11 protein-coding genes are annotated in these 13,862 nt (G+C 73.2%); 4 read left to right on the top strand and 7 right to left on the bottom strand.

The genetic code is table 11. The features are described from left to right. Nucleotides 1–371 precede the first annotated feature (371 nt). The 5 genes from ACFRFC_RS37420 to ACFRFC_RS37400 form a co-directional block, all read right to left on the bottom strand. Nucleotides 372–818: a type II toxin-antitoxin system PemK/MazF family toxin gene (locus ACFRFC_RS37420; RefSeq protein WP_382687440.1), complete on the bottom strand. Its 447-nt coding sequence runs from the start codon at nucleotides 816–818 to the stop codon at nucleotides 372–374. Between the two features lie 60 nt (nucleotides 819–878). Continuing rightward, complete coding sequence (locus ACFRFC_RS37415) at nucleotides 879–2,264, bottom strand: flotillin family protein (protein WP_382687444.1); 1,386 nt, start codon at nucleotides 2,262–2,264, stop codon at nucleotides 879–881. Nucleotides 2,265–2,423: 159 nt separating this feature from the next. Beyond that, a complete protein-coding gene (locus tag ACFRFC_RS37410; protein WP_382687496.1) occupies nucleotides 2,424–2,627 on the bottom strand; it encodes a hypothetical protein in 204 nt (67 codons plus the stop codon). Between the two features lie 462 nt (nucleotides 2,628–3,089). Beyond that, nucleotides 3,090–5,924, bottom strand: coding sequence for an ATP-binding protein (locus tag ACFRFC_RS37405; RefSeq protein ID WP_382687446.1), 2,835 nt, complete (start codon nucleotides 5,922–5,924; stop codon nucleotides 3,090–3,092). Nucleotides 5,925–6,143: 219 nt separating this feature from the next. After that, nucleotides 6,144–6,710 carry an NADPH-dependent FMN reductase gene (locus ACFRFC_RS37400; protein ID WP_382687448.1) on the bottom strand — a complete coding sequence of 189 codons (567 nt, stop codon included), beginning with the start codon at nucleotides 6,708–6,710 and terminating at the stop codon, nucleotides 6,144–6,146. A 127-nt stretch (nucleotides 6,711–6,837) separates the two neighbouring features. Between ACFRFC_RS37400 and ACFRFC_RS37395 the strand changes: the two genes are divergently transcribed. After that, complete coding sequence (locus ACFRFC_RS37395; RefSeq protein ID WP_382687450.1) at nucleotides 6,838–7,530, top strand: TetR/AcrR family transcriptional regulator; 693 nt, start codon at nucleotides 6,838–6,840, stop codon at nucleotides 7,528–7,530. 818 nt (nucleotides 7,531–8,348) lie between these two features. Further along, nucleotides 8,349–9,368 carry a LacI family DNA-binding transcriptional regulator gene (locus ACFRFC_RS37390; protein ID WP_382687452.1) on the top strand — a complete coding sequence of 340 codons (1,020 nt, stop codon included), beginning with the start codon at nucleotides 8,349–8,351 and terminating at the stop codon, nucleotides 9,366–9,368. A gap of 37 nt (nucleotides 9,369–9,405) precedes the next feature. On the opposite strand, the gene trxA is transcribed toward ACFRFC_RS37390, so the two are convergent. Further along, complete coding sequence (gene trxA / locus ACFRFC_RS37385; protein ID WP_382687455.1) at nucleotides 9,406–9,792, bottom strand: thioredoxin; 387 nt, start codon at nucleotides 9,790–9,792, stop codon at nucleotides 9,406–9,408. A 186-nt stretch (nucleotides 9,793–9,978) separates the two neighbouring features. Here trxA and ACFRFC_RS37380 point away from each other — a divergent pair, with 186 nt between their 5' ends. Next, complete coding sequence (locus ACFRFC_RS37380) at nucleotides 9,979–11,409, top strand: dihydrolipoyl dehydrogenase family protein (RefSeq protein ID WP_382687458.1); 1,431 nt, start codon at nucleotides 9,979–9,981, stop codon at nucleotides 11,407–11,409. 31 nt (nucleotides 11,410–11,440) lie between these two features. On the opposite strand, the gene ACFRFC_RS37375 is transcribed toward ACFRFC_RS37380, so the two are convergent. Continuing rightward, entirely contained in the window at nucleotides 11,441–12,241 is an 801-nt protein-coding gene (locus tag ACFRFC_RS37375; RefSeq protein WP_382687460.1) for a peptide deformylase, read from the bottom strand. A gap of 125 nt (nucleotides 12,242–12,366) precedes the next feature. On the opposite strand from ACFRFC_RS37375, the gene ACFRFC_RS37370 reads away from it, so the two are divergent. After that, a complete protein-coding gene (locus ACFRFC_RS37370; RefSeq protein WP_382687463.1) occupies nucleotides 12,367–13,776 on the top strand; it encodes a PepSY-associated TM helix domain-containing protein in 1,410 nt (469 codons plus the stop codon). Nucleotides 13,777–13,862: the final 86 nt, after the last annotated feature.

The raw sequence follows: 13,862 nt of genomic DNA, 5'->3' as shown, positions 1-13,862 counted from the left end.
GCCCGTCCCACCCAAAACCTTTCCGGCGCGTCGCACAAGGGTGCGTAGGGGACGTACGGTCCCGGTGACCCTGGGTCGGGCCACCCTTCCCGGCACGGGAAACTCCGTTGCACCGCTCCACCAGCATCGCTCAGGATCGGCACATGAGCACGACGGGGGAGTGGCGGGGGAGTGACGGGGGGTACGGACCGGCCGCGGGCGGTGCGCGCATGGCGTCCACGGGGGTGGTGCCATGAGCGCCCGTCCGCGCGCCCTCGGCTTCTGGGGGGCGCCTTCAGGGGCGCGGGGCGGTGACCTGATGCGGGTAGTGGGGCTCCACGCGCGCGTGCGCGACCAGCCGCCCTACCCGCTACCCGGCCCGGGACGAGAACTCACTCCCAGCCATACCGCTCCTGCAATCGCCGCCGTACGGAGTTGAACCGCATCCGGTCCAGGGCGCACGCCTCCCGGCGCATCCCCGCCTCGAAGAGCCGCAGCACCCGGTCCACATCCACCCAGGACTCCCGCCCCGACCGGTCCCACGGTCCGCTCCCGATCGGCACCCAGTCCCGCGCACTGTCGTGCCGCTTGCTGGACAGCTGCACGGCGAGAAAGCTCCCGCCCGCCTCACGGGCGACGACCAGCACGGGCCGGTCCTTGCCCCGCCCGTCGTTCTCCTCATAGGGCACCCAGGTCCACACGATCTCGCCGGGATCGGGGTCACCGTCGTACTCGGGCGCGTACTCGGTCCGCACCCGGCCGATCGCACGGGGGTCGGCCTCGACCGTGGCGGAGGGCCCGGAGCGGCCGGGTACGTTCTCATCGGTGTAGGCAGTCACAGGGGCACCCTAGGTCCCATTCGCCGGAACCCGGATGCCCCCGCCGCCCGAGAGGGCGCGTCATGCCTCGTCGACGGGCACCTTCTCCCCGACGGGCACGATCGGCGAACTCCCGTTGAGGCTCAGGTCGTTGGCGGTGGTGGCCGGGCCGGTCTGGTTCATGGTGGTGAGCAGCTGACGGGCCAGTCCCAGGCCCGTCCCGCCCATGGTCAGCGCCTTGGCGAACAGTTCGCCCATGCCGTCGGCGCCATTGAGCAGGACCATGTTGTCGACGTTGCCGAACGCCGACGCGCCCGCCTGCACGATCTCCGGCCACTTCTCGGCGAGTTGCTGGGCGACCACGGCCTCCTGGTTCTCGGCGAGCGCGGCGGCCCGCGCCTTGATCGACTCGGCCTCGGCGAGACCCTTGGCCCGCATCGCCGCCGCCTCGGCCAGCCCCTTGGCCTGCGCGGCGGCGGCCTCGGCCTCACCGGACGCGCGGGTCTCCTTGGCGCGGGCCTCGGCCACCGAGATCATGGCGTCCCGCTCGGCCTCCGCGAGCGTGCGCTGCTCGTACGCCCTGGCGTCGGCCGGCTTGCGGACGTCCGCCTGGAGCTGCTGCTCCCGCCGCTGGGCGACCAGTTCGGCGACCCGGGTCTCCTGGACCACGACCTCCTGCCGGGCGGCGGCCTCCGCGAGCGGCCCGGCCTGCTTGGCCTTGGCGGACGCCTGGTCCTGCTCCGCCTGGTACCCGGCCTTGAGGATCTCGCTGTCCCGGGTCGCCTGGGCCATCCGCGCGAACGCCAGCTGCTCGGCCTCGGTGGCCAGCCGGTCGGCCTCGGCCTGCGCGATGCGCGCGTCCCGGTGCACGGCCGCGGTGTGCGGCGCGGACAGGTTCTTGATGTATCCCGTCGGATCCTCGATCTCATGGATCTGGAGCGAGTCCACGATCAGGCCCAGCTTCTCCATCTCCGTGCCACAGGCCGCCCGCGCCTGTCCGGTGAGTTTCTCCCGGTCCCGGATCATGTCCTCGACCGTCAGCCCGCCCACGATGGCGCGCAGATGCCCGGCGAACACGGTGTGCACCCGCTCCGCCATGAGTTTCTGCTGGTCCAGGAAGCGGCGGGCGGCGTTCGCGATGGACACGAAGTCGTCGCCGACCTTGAAGATGACCACGCCCCGCACCTTCAGCGGAATGCCCTGGTGCGTCACGCAGTCGACGTGCAGTTCGGTCTGGTTGAGATCGAGGGAGAGCTTGCGCACCGCCTGCACGCCGGGCAGCACCAGCGTGCCGCGCCCGGTGACGATACGGAATCCCATGCCCTCCTCCAGGCCCTCCACGGAGTGCTTGGAGCCGGAGATGATGAGTGCTTCATTGGGCTCGGCGACCCGCCACATCAGTTTGAACACGCCGATCAACACGAGGACGGCGGCGAACGCCGCACCCACCAGCAAGCCGACGAACATCGGCAAAGCACCCCCCAGGTGCCGGGCGGCGCCCCAGGTCAGGGCGCCGGATGTAAGGGGAGTGTGAGACCGCTCAACGCGTCCTGTACAGCGCACGGTTGACGCTGTTGCCCGCTCGGGACACAGCTGTGTTCCCGCTGGTGCGAAACGGCCCGGCGCTCAACTCCCGTACATGGCCGAGACATACACCGTGCGCGGCGGCAGATACTCCACGACCGTCACCACCGTGCCCCGCTCGATCCGGTCGGCGCCCGTCGCCGCGTACGCGAGGAAATGCTCGGCCCCGCCCCGCACCCGGACGATCACCTCACCGACCAGGCCGGGCCCGATCGTGCCGGTGACCCGCCCCATGAGCCCGACCATCGCCGTATCGTCCATGGTCACAGCGTAGGGCCTGTCCGGCGGATCAGGTCCGCGCGTCGACGCCCGGCGAGACCGTCCAAGGGGCCGCACCCAGGAACGCGATCACCGGTGCGTCAGCCCGGCGGGGTGCCCGGCCTCCCGGGAGCGGGGCGGGGCCGGCCCGGCATCCGCGCGGAGCGGCCGCCGCGGCCATCGTGCGGCGCCACGGAGAGCTGTCACAAGGCCCCAGGGGCCGTCGGCTAGGACTGCCCGCTCAGCGCGTCCCGCAGTCCCGCGCGTCGACGCCCGGCGAGACCGTCCGAGGGGCCCGCGCCCAGGAACGCGATCACCGGCGCGTCAGCCCGGCGGGGCGCCTGGCCTCCCGGGAGCGGGGCGGGGCCGGCCCGGCATCCCGGGCGGACCGCCCGCACCCGCCACCGTGCGACGCCACGGAGAGCTGTCACAAGGCCCCAGGGGCGTCGGCTACGACTGCCCGCTCAGCGCGTCCCGCAGCCCCGCGCGGGACGTCACATTCAGCTTGGGGAACACATTGCGCAGATGCGCGGCCACCGTGCGCGGCGACAGGAAGAGCTGGGCCGCTATCTGCTTGTTGGTCAGCCCGGTCGCGGCCAGTTGCGCGACCTGCTGCTCCTGCGGGGTGAGCAACTCCAGCCGCTCCGCGCCCGGGGACGTGGACTTCACGGACTTCACGGCGATCCCGGTGGCGCGCAGCTCGCTCGCGGCCCGCGCGCTCCACGGCTCGGCGCCCAGCCGCTGGAACGTGCCGAGTGCCGCGTCCAGATGGGTACGGGCCGCCACCGCGGCCTTCGCCCGGCGCAGCCGCTCGCCGTACGCCAGACTGATCCGCGCCCAGTCGAACGGCCAGCGCTCGGCACCGGGCGCGTCGATGGCCCGCGCGAACAGCTCGTGCTCGACGGTGTCCGGCGCCGCCATCGCCTCGGCCGCCGCCGTCAGCATCGCAAGGCGCGGCGACAGCGACGGGACGGCTGTCTCCTTGACCGCCGAGATGTGCGCGAGCGCCTCGCCGGGCCGGCCGGTGCGGGCCGCGGCCTCGGTGAAGTCGAAGAACAGCCGCAGGGAGTGCGCCTGATGCCGGGGCACCTCGCCGGGCGTCACCACCGACCGCAGCTGCTGGTAGGCGGCCTCGAAGTCCGCGCCGCCCAGCGCCGACAGCGCCCGGATGTGCGAGCCGTACCGCCGCAGCACGCCCAGACCCCGCGGGTTGCCCCAGGACACCAGCCGGTCGGCCAGGTCCCGCGCCTCCTGCTGCTCACCCCGCGCGGCGGCCAGCATGCCGCGCAGGAAGTGCCCCACATGGGCCGTCATGCGATAGCTGTACGCCGTGCACCAGCGCAGCCCCTCGTCCACGACCTCCGGCAGTTCGTCCCACTGCCCGGTGTTGAACGCGTCGTTGCCCAGCAGGAACAGCGCCTCGATCGCCGAGGTGATCGCCCCGCCGTCCCGGCCGTCGTCGATGACCCGCCGCAGCGCGCCCCGGCAGCCCGGCAGCCGGTCGACGTACGAGGCGGCGACGGCGGTACGGATGATGCTGCGCGGGTCGGTCTCCCGGTACAGCTCGGGTATCCGCCGGTCGAGGTCGGCCAGCACGGCCGGCGGGCAGTGCGCGGGATCGCCGAACGTGCCGAACACCACGGGCAGCAGCGGGTCGGAGGACAGCGGGCCGATCCGCGCCATGGTCCGCTCCAGGGACCGCCACAGCTCCGGCCGGCCGCCGAAGTGGCACAGCATCAGCAGCGCGTGCAGGGCCTCGGAGACGATGTCGGTGTGATCGCCGCCTTCCTCCACATGGTTGTCGAGCGCGCTCACCAGCAGCTTGTGCGGGGTGTCCGCGTCGCCCTCGCCGTTGAGCAGCTGACCGGCGGCTGCGACGGCCGCGGCGAGCGAGTCGGCGCCCACCGGGTCGGCGAGCGCCGCGTTGTCCAGCAGCGCGCGGACACTGCGCAGGTCGCCGGTGATGTTGACGCCCATGCACGCCGCCTCTGCCAGCCGGCGGCCCTTGAGCGTGCCGGTGCTGCTCAGTTCGGCCGCGCGCAGCAGGGTGGTGATGGCGCCGACCGCGTCACCGCGCCGCAGGGTGCTGTAGGCGACCTCGTGCAGCAGGGACGCCACCTTGTCGTCCGGCCCCACGGCCGCGTCGGCCAGATGCCGGGCCCGGTGCTCGGACCCCTCCGGGAACTCCGCCGCCAGCGCCAGATGCCCCCACCGGCGCTCCGCGCTGGTCGACCACTCCATGACCGCCGAGCGGGTGAGCGGATGCCGGAAGACCAGCCGGCCCGTCAGCGCGTCGACCTGGACGAGCCCGGCGCGCTCCGCCGGACCCAGCGCGCTCAGCCCGCCCGTGCGGCTCGACGCCCGCTCCAGGATGTGCAGATCGCCGGAGCCGTCGAGCACGGCGAGCAGCAGCAGATCGCGGGTCGCCTCCGGCAGGGCGGCCACCCGTACGGAGAAGATCTCCTTGAGCCGTTCGGACAGCGGGAGCACGGTCGGCAGCGGCCCGCGCTCGGTCTGCTGCGCCTCGTTGAGGGTGACCGGCAGCTCCAGCAGGGCCAGGGGGTTGCCGCCCGCCTCGGTGACCAGCCGCTGCCGGACCCGGAGCGTCATCGCCGGGAACCGCTCCGCCACCAGCGCGTTCGCGGCGTCCTCGGCCAGCGGTCGTACCTCGTGCTGCGGGACGCGGGTACTGCTCAGGAACGATTCATCACCGCCTCGGGCCGCCGCCAGCAGCACCATCGCGTTGCTGCGGGCGTAGCGCGCGACCGTCGCCAGCACGGCCGCGCTGGGCCGGTCCAGCCAGGCCACGTCGTCGATGACCAGCGCCAGCGGGACGCTGGTCCGGGCGGTGCGGGCCAGCAGTACCTGTACGGCGTTGGCGATGGCGAGCAGTTCGGGGGGCTGCTCGTCGGACAGTCCGCGGACCGCCCGGAGTGTCTGCGCCTGCCGCTCGGGCAGCGCGTCGATCTCGCCCGCCAGCGGCTGGAGCAGCTGATTGAGCGCCGAGAAGCTGACGCTCTGCTCGAACTGCGAGCCGACCACCCGCAGCACCCGGAAGCCCGCCCCGTCGGCCCGCTCCGCCGCCGCGTCCAGCAGCGCGCTCTTGCCCACCCCGGCCTCGCCGGTCAGCATCAGCGCGGTGCCCCGGGTGGCGGCGTGGCTCAGTAACTCGTCGAAGAGGGCCAGTTCGGCCGACCGGCCGACCAGTCGGCGGACCGGGTGCGCACCGCGGTCATCGGCGTCGGGCAGGCCGTCCGTCATGGCCGACGGTGGATGGGACGACATGGCGCCTCCCGTCGTGGTCGAACTGGATCAGCGACAGGACGGTGGGAGGGGGAGAAAGTTCGATGGTGATGACATGAGCTGCGTCACATGTGCGTGATGAGCCGTCAGGTCGAGAGCGTCAGGGTGGTGGCAGTCTCCGCCCAAAAAGGGCCGGAGCGCTGAGGCTCCGGCCCTCTCGGGTGTTCGGGGGGTGCTGCGTACGACGCCGGGTGCGGGGTGTTACGCGGCGGCGGCGGCCGCACCCGCGTGTCCGTGCACGCGCTCGATGACCTCGGTCAGCTGCGCGACCACCTCGGCGTCGTCACCGGGGTGGGTCTCGGCGAACCGGGTGACGGAGCCGGGGATGGACAGCTTCACATCCTCCAGCACCTTGCCGCCCGCGATGCCGACCGCCTTGCGCGCCTCGTCCTGCGCCCACACGCCGCCGTACTGCCCGAAGGCGGTACCCAGCACCGCGACCGGCGTGTCGCCGAAGCCGCTGGCGCCGTAGGGGCGGGACAGCCAGTCGATGGCGTTCTTCAGGACGGCCGGGATGGTGCCGTTGTACTCGGGGGTGAAGAACAGGATCGCGTCCGCCCCGGCGGCGGCGTCGCGCAGCTTCTGGGCGGCGGCGGGGACGCCGCCCGGGACGTCGATGTCCTCGTTGTAGAACGGGATCTCGGCGAGGCCCTCGTATACGTGGACATCCGTACCGGCCGGGGCCAGCTTCGCCGCGGTCTCGGCGAGCTGGCGGTTGTGGGAGCCGGCGCGGAGGCTGCCGACGAGCGCGAGGAGCTGAACGGACATGGGAATCTCCATGGGGGATGAAACGCGGGGAAACACTGCTGCAATATCCGGACCGGGGTCCGTTTATGTTGTAGCACCCTAACCGGACCGCGGTCCAGTTTCATTCCCGATGCTTTACGCTGGCGACATGTCCGCGACCATCCCGCCCCTCGGGCCGCCCCCGGAGCGCGCCGACGACGCCGCGCTCCTCCAGCTCGGGTCGGCCGAAGACTCGCCCTGTCTGCGCGCCGACGCGGCGCGCAACCGGGCCCGGCTGCTGGAGGCCGCCGCCCTCCTGGTGGAGGAGCACGGAGCCGCCGGGCTCACGATGGAAGCGGTGGCCGCGGCTGCCTCGGTCGGCAAGGGGACCGTCTTCCGCCGCTTCGGTGACCGCACGGGACTGCTGACCGCACTGCTGGACCACTCCGAGAAGAAGTTCCAGGCCGCCTTCCTCAGCGGCCCGCCCCCGCTGGGCCCCGGCGCCCCGCCCGAGGAGCGGCTGCGCGCCTTCGGCCTCGCCCTGCTGCGCCGCACGAAGGACGAACTCGATCTGCAACTGGCGGCCGAGCCCACGAGCCCGGACCGCCGCCACACCGTCCCCGCCCGCCGTCTGCTGCACGGCCATGTGGTCCTGCTCCTGCGCGAGGCGGTCCCCGACGGCGACGTCGACCTCCTCGCCCACGCCCTCATGTCCCAGCTCAACCCCGCCCTGATCCACCACCTGACCCGCCAGCGCGGGATGCCGGTGGAGCGGCTGGAGACGGCGTGGTGCGACCTGGTGACGCGGGTGGTGGCGGGGAGGGGCGATGCGCGGGGGTGCGAGGCGGATTCGGCCTGCTGACCTGGCCTGCTGACCCGGGGCCCAATCGCGGGGCGTGGTGGCTCGGAGAAGGCGTGGTGCGACCTGGTGACGTGCGTGGTCGCGGGGACGGGCGATGCGCGGGGGTGCGGGGCCGATCCGGCCTGCTGACCCGGCCTGCTGACCCGGCCTGCTGACCCGGGGGCCCGATCGCGGGCGTGATCGCGGTGCGTGACAGCAGGGCCCGGCGGCGAGGGCGGCCCAGCGGGCCGAGGGGGCGCACCTGCCCCAGCCCCGCCTCAGCCGGGTACGGCTGTCCCCTCGATGCCGGTGACCGGCGTCTGGAACGCCCACGGCATCCGCTCCCCCGGCGTCCCACTCGGCCTCGGCCGCCCGACGCCCCGTCCGGCTCCGAGTACCGCGCCGCCGTCGCCGTCGCTGGCATCAGCAGGCCGGCAGGACCAGCCCCCCCCGGGCCGCCTGCGCCCACGGCACCCGGTCCGCAGCGAGCAGCGTCGGCGGCGTCTCGATCAGGTCGTGCCAGCGTGCCCCCCGGCCGGACGGTGAGCGCGGAACGGGCGACGCCCAGATGGTCGTACAGCAGCGCGGAGCGCGATGCCCTTCCCGGTCGCGGGCCGTTCACAGCGGCAACGTGCCGTGAGGGGGCGTTCTGTCATGTCTCCACAGTGATGAACATGTTCGTAGCGGGCATGTTTGTGCCGAACATGCTTGCCACGGAGGGCGTCAGAGCCCGTATTGCCCGCCGATGACCCCCACCTACGCCCGTAGAAAGTCCAAGGGGAAACAACCCGATCCCGCCTGAAACCCGGGCTCCGGCCTCTGCCAAGATGCCGTACGTCATGGTGCAGATACCGAACACGCCCACCCCAGGCTCCGTGCCGACGAGCGCCGACGTGGCCCGGCTCGCCGGGGTCTCGCGCGCGACCGTCTCGTACGTACTCAACAACACCAGCGCCGTCCGCATCAGCGAACCCACCCGCCGCCGGGTCCACGAGGCGGCCAAGGAACTCGGCTATGTCCCGCACGCGGCGGCCCGCAGTCTGCGCGCCGGGCACAGCCGGATCGTCCTGATGCCCTCCCCGACCATCCCCATCGGACCGCTCTACAGCCAGTTCCTCAATGAACTCCAGTGGGCGCTCAGCCGGCTGGACTACACCGTCGTGCAGTACGGCACGCTGGGCCTGAGCGGCGACGACGCCGCCCGCGCCTGGGCCGAACTGCGCCCCGTCGCCGTTCTGGTGCCCGGCGCGGGGCTGGGCCCCGAAGCGGTCGCGATCCTCAAACGCGCCGGCGCCCGTGCCGTCGTCACCCTCGGACCGCAGTCCGTCGAGGGCGCCCACGCCCTGCTGCTGGACCACGACAAGGTCGGGCACGCGGCCGGCACCCATCTGCTCGCCCGCGGCCGGCGCCGGATCGGTGTGGTCGTCCCCGAGGAACCCGGCCTGGAGGGCTTCTCCCGGCCCCGGCTCGACGGCGTGCGCCGCGCCCTGCACGGCACCGACGCACAGGCACGGGCGCTGCCCCTCGGCTACACGGAGGAGTCCGCCGCCCGGCTCGCCGCCCGCTGGCCCGAACTGCGCCTCGACGCGGTGTTCGGCTACAACGACGAGTACGCGATGCTGCTGATGCGCGCCCTCCAGGACGAGGGCGTCGACGTCCCCGAGGACACCGCCCTGATCGGCGCGGACGATCTGATGCTGGGCCGGCTGCTGCGGCCCCGGCTCAGCACGGTCCATATCGACCTGCCGTCGGGCCGGGCCATCGCCGAACTCGTCGACCGTGCCGTACGCGACCCGGGCGCCGCCCCCGAGACCCACAAGGTGCTGGGAGCCGCGGTGGTGCACCGCGACTCCAGCTGACCTCCGGCCGAGCGGCCCTACCGGCTGTCCCTACCGGTCACTGGTTGTTCTGCCGCGCCTTCGCCTGCTCGGCGGCGACCGACTTGCGGACCTCGTCCATGTCCAGATTCCGGGCCTGGCCGATCACGTCCTTCAGGGTGGCCTCGGGCAGCGCGCCCGGCTGCGCGAACACGGCGACCTGGTCACGGACGATCATCAGCGTCGGGATCGAACGGATCTCGAAGGCCGCGGCCAGCTCCGGCTGCGCCTCCGTGTCGACCTTCGCGAACACCAGATCCGGGTTGTCCTGCGCCGCCTTCTCGTAGACCGGTGCGAACTGGCGGCACGGACCGCACCACGACGCCCAGAAGTCGATCAGAACGAACTCGTTCTCCGTGACCGTCTGGTCGAAGTTCTCCTTGGTCAGTTCGACAGTGCTGGTCATGACCTGAATCCCTGCTTCCTGATGTCGGGGAAATCGTCCGGGGAACACCGCCGGACCGGTCGCCTATTCCACTCACGCGCACCCCCGCACGCACGGACACGAACCGTCGCGCACCCGTGCACGCACCGGCACATCCTCGCGCGTACCCGTGTGGCCACCACGCACACCACCCACCAGACTGGCCCCATGACGGAAACGGATTCCCACATGTACGACGTGGTGGTGCTCGGAGCCGGACCCGTGGGGGAGAACGTGGCCGACCGCACCCGCGCGGCCGGTCTCTCCACCGCGATCGTGGAGAGCGAACTGGTCGGCGGCGAATGCTCGTACTGGGCGTGCATGCCCAGCAAGGCCCTGCTGCGCCCGGCCCTCGCCCGCGCCGACGCCCGCAAGGTGCCCGGCCTGCGCCATCTCGTGGAGGGCGATCTCGACGCGCCCGCCGTCCTCGCCCACCGCAACGACGTCACCTCCCACTGGAAGGACGACGGCCAGGTCACCTGGGTCGACGGCACCGGCGCCGACCTGTACCGCGGACACGGCCGGCTCGCCGGACCGCGCACGGTGACGGTGACCGGCCCCGACGGCGAGGTCACCACCCTGACCGCCCGGCACGCCGTCGCCGTGGCCACCGGCACCCGCGCCCGGCTGCCCGAGCTGCCGGGCCTGGCCGGCGTACGGCCGTGGACCAGCCGTGAGGCCACCGGCGCGCAGTCCGTGCCGGGCCGCCTCGTGGTGGTCGGCGGGGGAGTGGTCGCCACCGAGATGGCCACCGCCTACCGGGCGCTCGGCGCCCAGGTCACCCTGCTGGTGCGCGGCAAGGGCCTGCTGCCCCGCATGGAGCCCTTCGCCGGTGAACTGGTCGCCGAGTCGCTCACCGAGTCCGGCGTGGACCTGCGCACCGGCACCAATGTGACCGCCGTGGCCCGCGTCAACGGCACGGTCCTGGTCGACACCGACCACGGCGACCGCATCGAGGCCGACGAGATCCTCTTCGCCACCGGACGCGCCCCGCGCACCGACGACCTCGGCCTGGACACCATCGGCCTGGAACCGGGTTCCTGGCTGTCCGTCGACGACAGCCTCCGGGTCCCCGGCACCGACTGGCTCTACGCCGTCGGTGACAGCAACCACCGCGCGCTCCTCACCCACCAGGGCAAGTACCAGGCCCGGATCGCGGGCGCCGCCATCGCCGCGCGCGCCGAGGGCGTGCCACTGCTGGAGACGGATCCCTGGGGCGCGCACGCCGCGACCGCCGACCACGCCGCCGTCCCGCAGGTCGTGTTCACCGACCCCGAGGCCGCCGCCGTCGGCCTCTCCCTCGCCGAGGCCGAACAGGCGGGCCATCAGGTCCGTGCCGTCGACGTCGAGTTCTCCTCGGTCGCCGGTGCCGGGCTGTACGCCCCCGGCTACCGCGGTCATGCCCGGATGGTCGTCGACCTGGACCGCGAGATCCTGCTCGGCGTCACCTTCGTCGGCCCCGGGGTCGGCGAACTCATCCACTCCGCGACCGTCGCCGTCGCGGGCGAGGTCCCCGTCTCCCGGCTGTGGCACGCGGTCCCGTCGTACCCGACGCTGAGCGAGGTGTGGCTGCGGCTGCTGGAGGCGTACCGGGGCTGAGTCGCGCCCGCGCGGGGGAGCGGGGCCGCGCTCAGTCCGGCAGGCCGAACCCCAGCTCCCGCGCCGCCTCGTGGGGCGTCGGCTGGGTCCAGCGCCCGGCCATCGCCTCGTTCGAGGCCAGCGAGCGCGGCTCCGCGCGGTCCAGGTAGAGCAGCCCGTCGAGATGGTCGCTCTCGTGCTGCACGATCCGCGCGGGCCACCCCCGGAACACCTCGTCCAGCGCCCGCCCCTGCTCGTCCTGCCCGGTCAGCCGAACCTCGGCGGGCCGGGCCACCACCGCCTGCCAGCCCGGCACACTCAGACACCCCTCGAAGAACGCGGCCCGCGCCGGGCCCAGCGGTTCGTACGACGGGTTCACCAGCACCCGGAACGGCTGCGGCACCCGCCCCCGCGCGAGCGCCACCTCCTCCGGTACCGGCGCCGGATCCTCGATCACCGCGATCCGCAGCGGAACCCCGACCTGCGGCGCCGCGAGTCCGACGCCCGGCGCCTCCCGCATGGTGAGGCGCAGCGCCGCCACGAACCGGGCGAGCAGCGCGGGCCCCAACTCACCGTCGTACGGCCGGGTGCCCTGCCGCAGCACCGGATCACCGGCCGCGACGATCGGCAACGGGCCACCGGCGGCGAGGAGTTCCTCGACCCGCTCCGCGAGGGGGAGCCGCGCAGGGCGCGGAGGACGCCCAGGGAAACGGTCGGCGGAGCCGTCGGCAGGGCGCTCGGCGGAACGGTCGGCAGAGCGGTCGGCAGAGCGGTCGGAGCGCTCGGCGGAACTGCCGACAGAGCTGTCGGCGGAGTTGCCGGAAGAGCTGTCGGCGGAAGGAATCGCGGCCATCGCGCCAGCATGACAGACCCCGCCTTGTGACGGGGGTCACTCTTCGCTCCGGGAACTCGGCGACACCGCACCCCGACCACTGCACCGACCCTCAGCGTCCCATCCGCCGATTCCCGGAGACCCCGATGACCACCGCTCCGCCGACCCGCACGGACGAGGCGCCGTCCCCCGCCACGCCCCCCGCGTCGTCCCCCGGCGTCTGGACCCCCTTGCGGCCCCTCGTCCTGCGACTGCACTTCTACGCCGGGCTGCTCGTCGCCCCGTTCCTCCTGGTGGCCGCCCTCACCGGCTTCCTGTACGCCGGTTCCTTCCAGGTCGAGAAGATCGTCTACGCCGATGAGATGACCGTCCCCGTCGGCGACACCAAGCTGCCCATATCCCAGCAGGTCGCCGCCGCCCGCGAGGCCCATCCCGAGGGCTCGGTCAGCACCGTGCGGCCGTCCCCGGCGGCCGACGCGTCCACGCGCGTCCTGCTGACCGGGGTCGAGGGCGTCGACCCCGACCACACCCTCGCCGTGTTCGTCGACCCGTACACCGCCGAGGTGCGCGGCGCGCTGGAACAGTACGGCTCCACCGGCGCGTTGCCGCTGCGTACCTGGATCGACGAGTTCCACCGGGATCTGCACCTCGGCGACACCGGCCGCCTCTACAGCGAACTCGCCGCGAGCTGGCTGTGGGTGATCGCGCTCGGCGGCGTCGCGCTCTGGTTCTCCCGCCGCCGCGCCCTGCGCAAGCTGCGCGGCACCAGCGGGCGGCGCCGGGTGCTGGGGCTGCACGGCACGATCGGCGTCTGGGCCGCGGCCGGTTTCGTCTTCCTCTCGGCGACCGGACTGACCTGGTCGCAGTACGCGGGCGCCAACATCGACGTACTGCGCACCTCCCTGGGCCAGTCCACGCCCTCGGTCTCGGCGGACGCGGGCGGTGACCACGGCGGCCATGGCGCCGCCGCGGGCGGGGACGCCGAGCACGGCGTCGGACTGGACCAGATCCTCGCCGCCGCGCGCTCCGAGGGCCTGGGCGACCCGGTCGAGATCGTGCCGCCCGCCGACCCGTCCTCCGCGTATGTCGTCCAGCAGATCCAGCGCAGCTGGCCCGAGAAACAGGACTCGGTGGCCGTGGACCCGACCACGGGCGAGGTCCTGGACGTCCTGCGCTTCGCCGACTACCCGCTGCTGGCCAAGCTCACCCGGTGGGGCATCGACCTGCACACCGGGTCCCTGTTCGGCCTGGTCAACCAGATCGCGCTGATGCTGCTCGCGCTCGGCCTGATCCTGCTGATCGTCCTCGGCTACCGCATGTGGTGGCAGCGCGGACGCGGCTCCGCCTTCGGCCGCCCCATCCCACGCGGCGCCTGGGCCCAGGTCCCGCCCCACGTTCTCGTACCGCTGCTCGCCGTGGTGGCCGCCGTCGGCTACTTCGTCCCGCTCCTCGGCATCCCGCTGGCCGCGTTCCTGGCCCTGGACGTGATCCTCGGCGCGGTGGCGCACCGCAGGGCCCGCCGGACGCGGGACAGGACCCCGGCGCCGGCCGACTGACAGCGGGAGAACGGCCTGTGGAAAACGGCCTGTGGAAGACGGCTCATGGAGAAGGGCGGCGGGTCCGGACCTCAGAGGTCCGGACC

The sequence above is a fragment of the Streptomyces sp. NPDC056734 genome (genome assembly GCF_042790455.1).
Classification (GTDB): domain Bacteria; phylum Actinomycetota; class Actinomycetes; order Streptomycetales; family Streptomycetaceae; genus Streptomyces.
The sequence above is the reverse complement of the archived record's forward strand: the minus strand, read 5'-3'. Positions and strand labels throughout refer to the sequence as shown.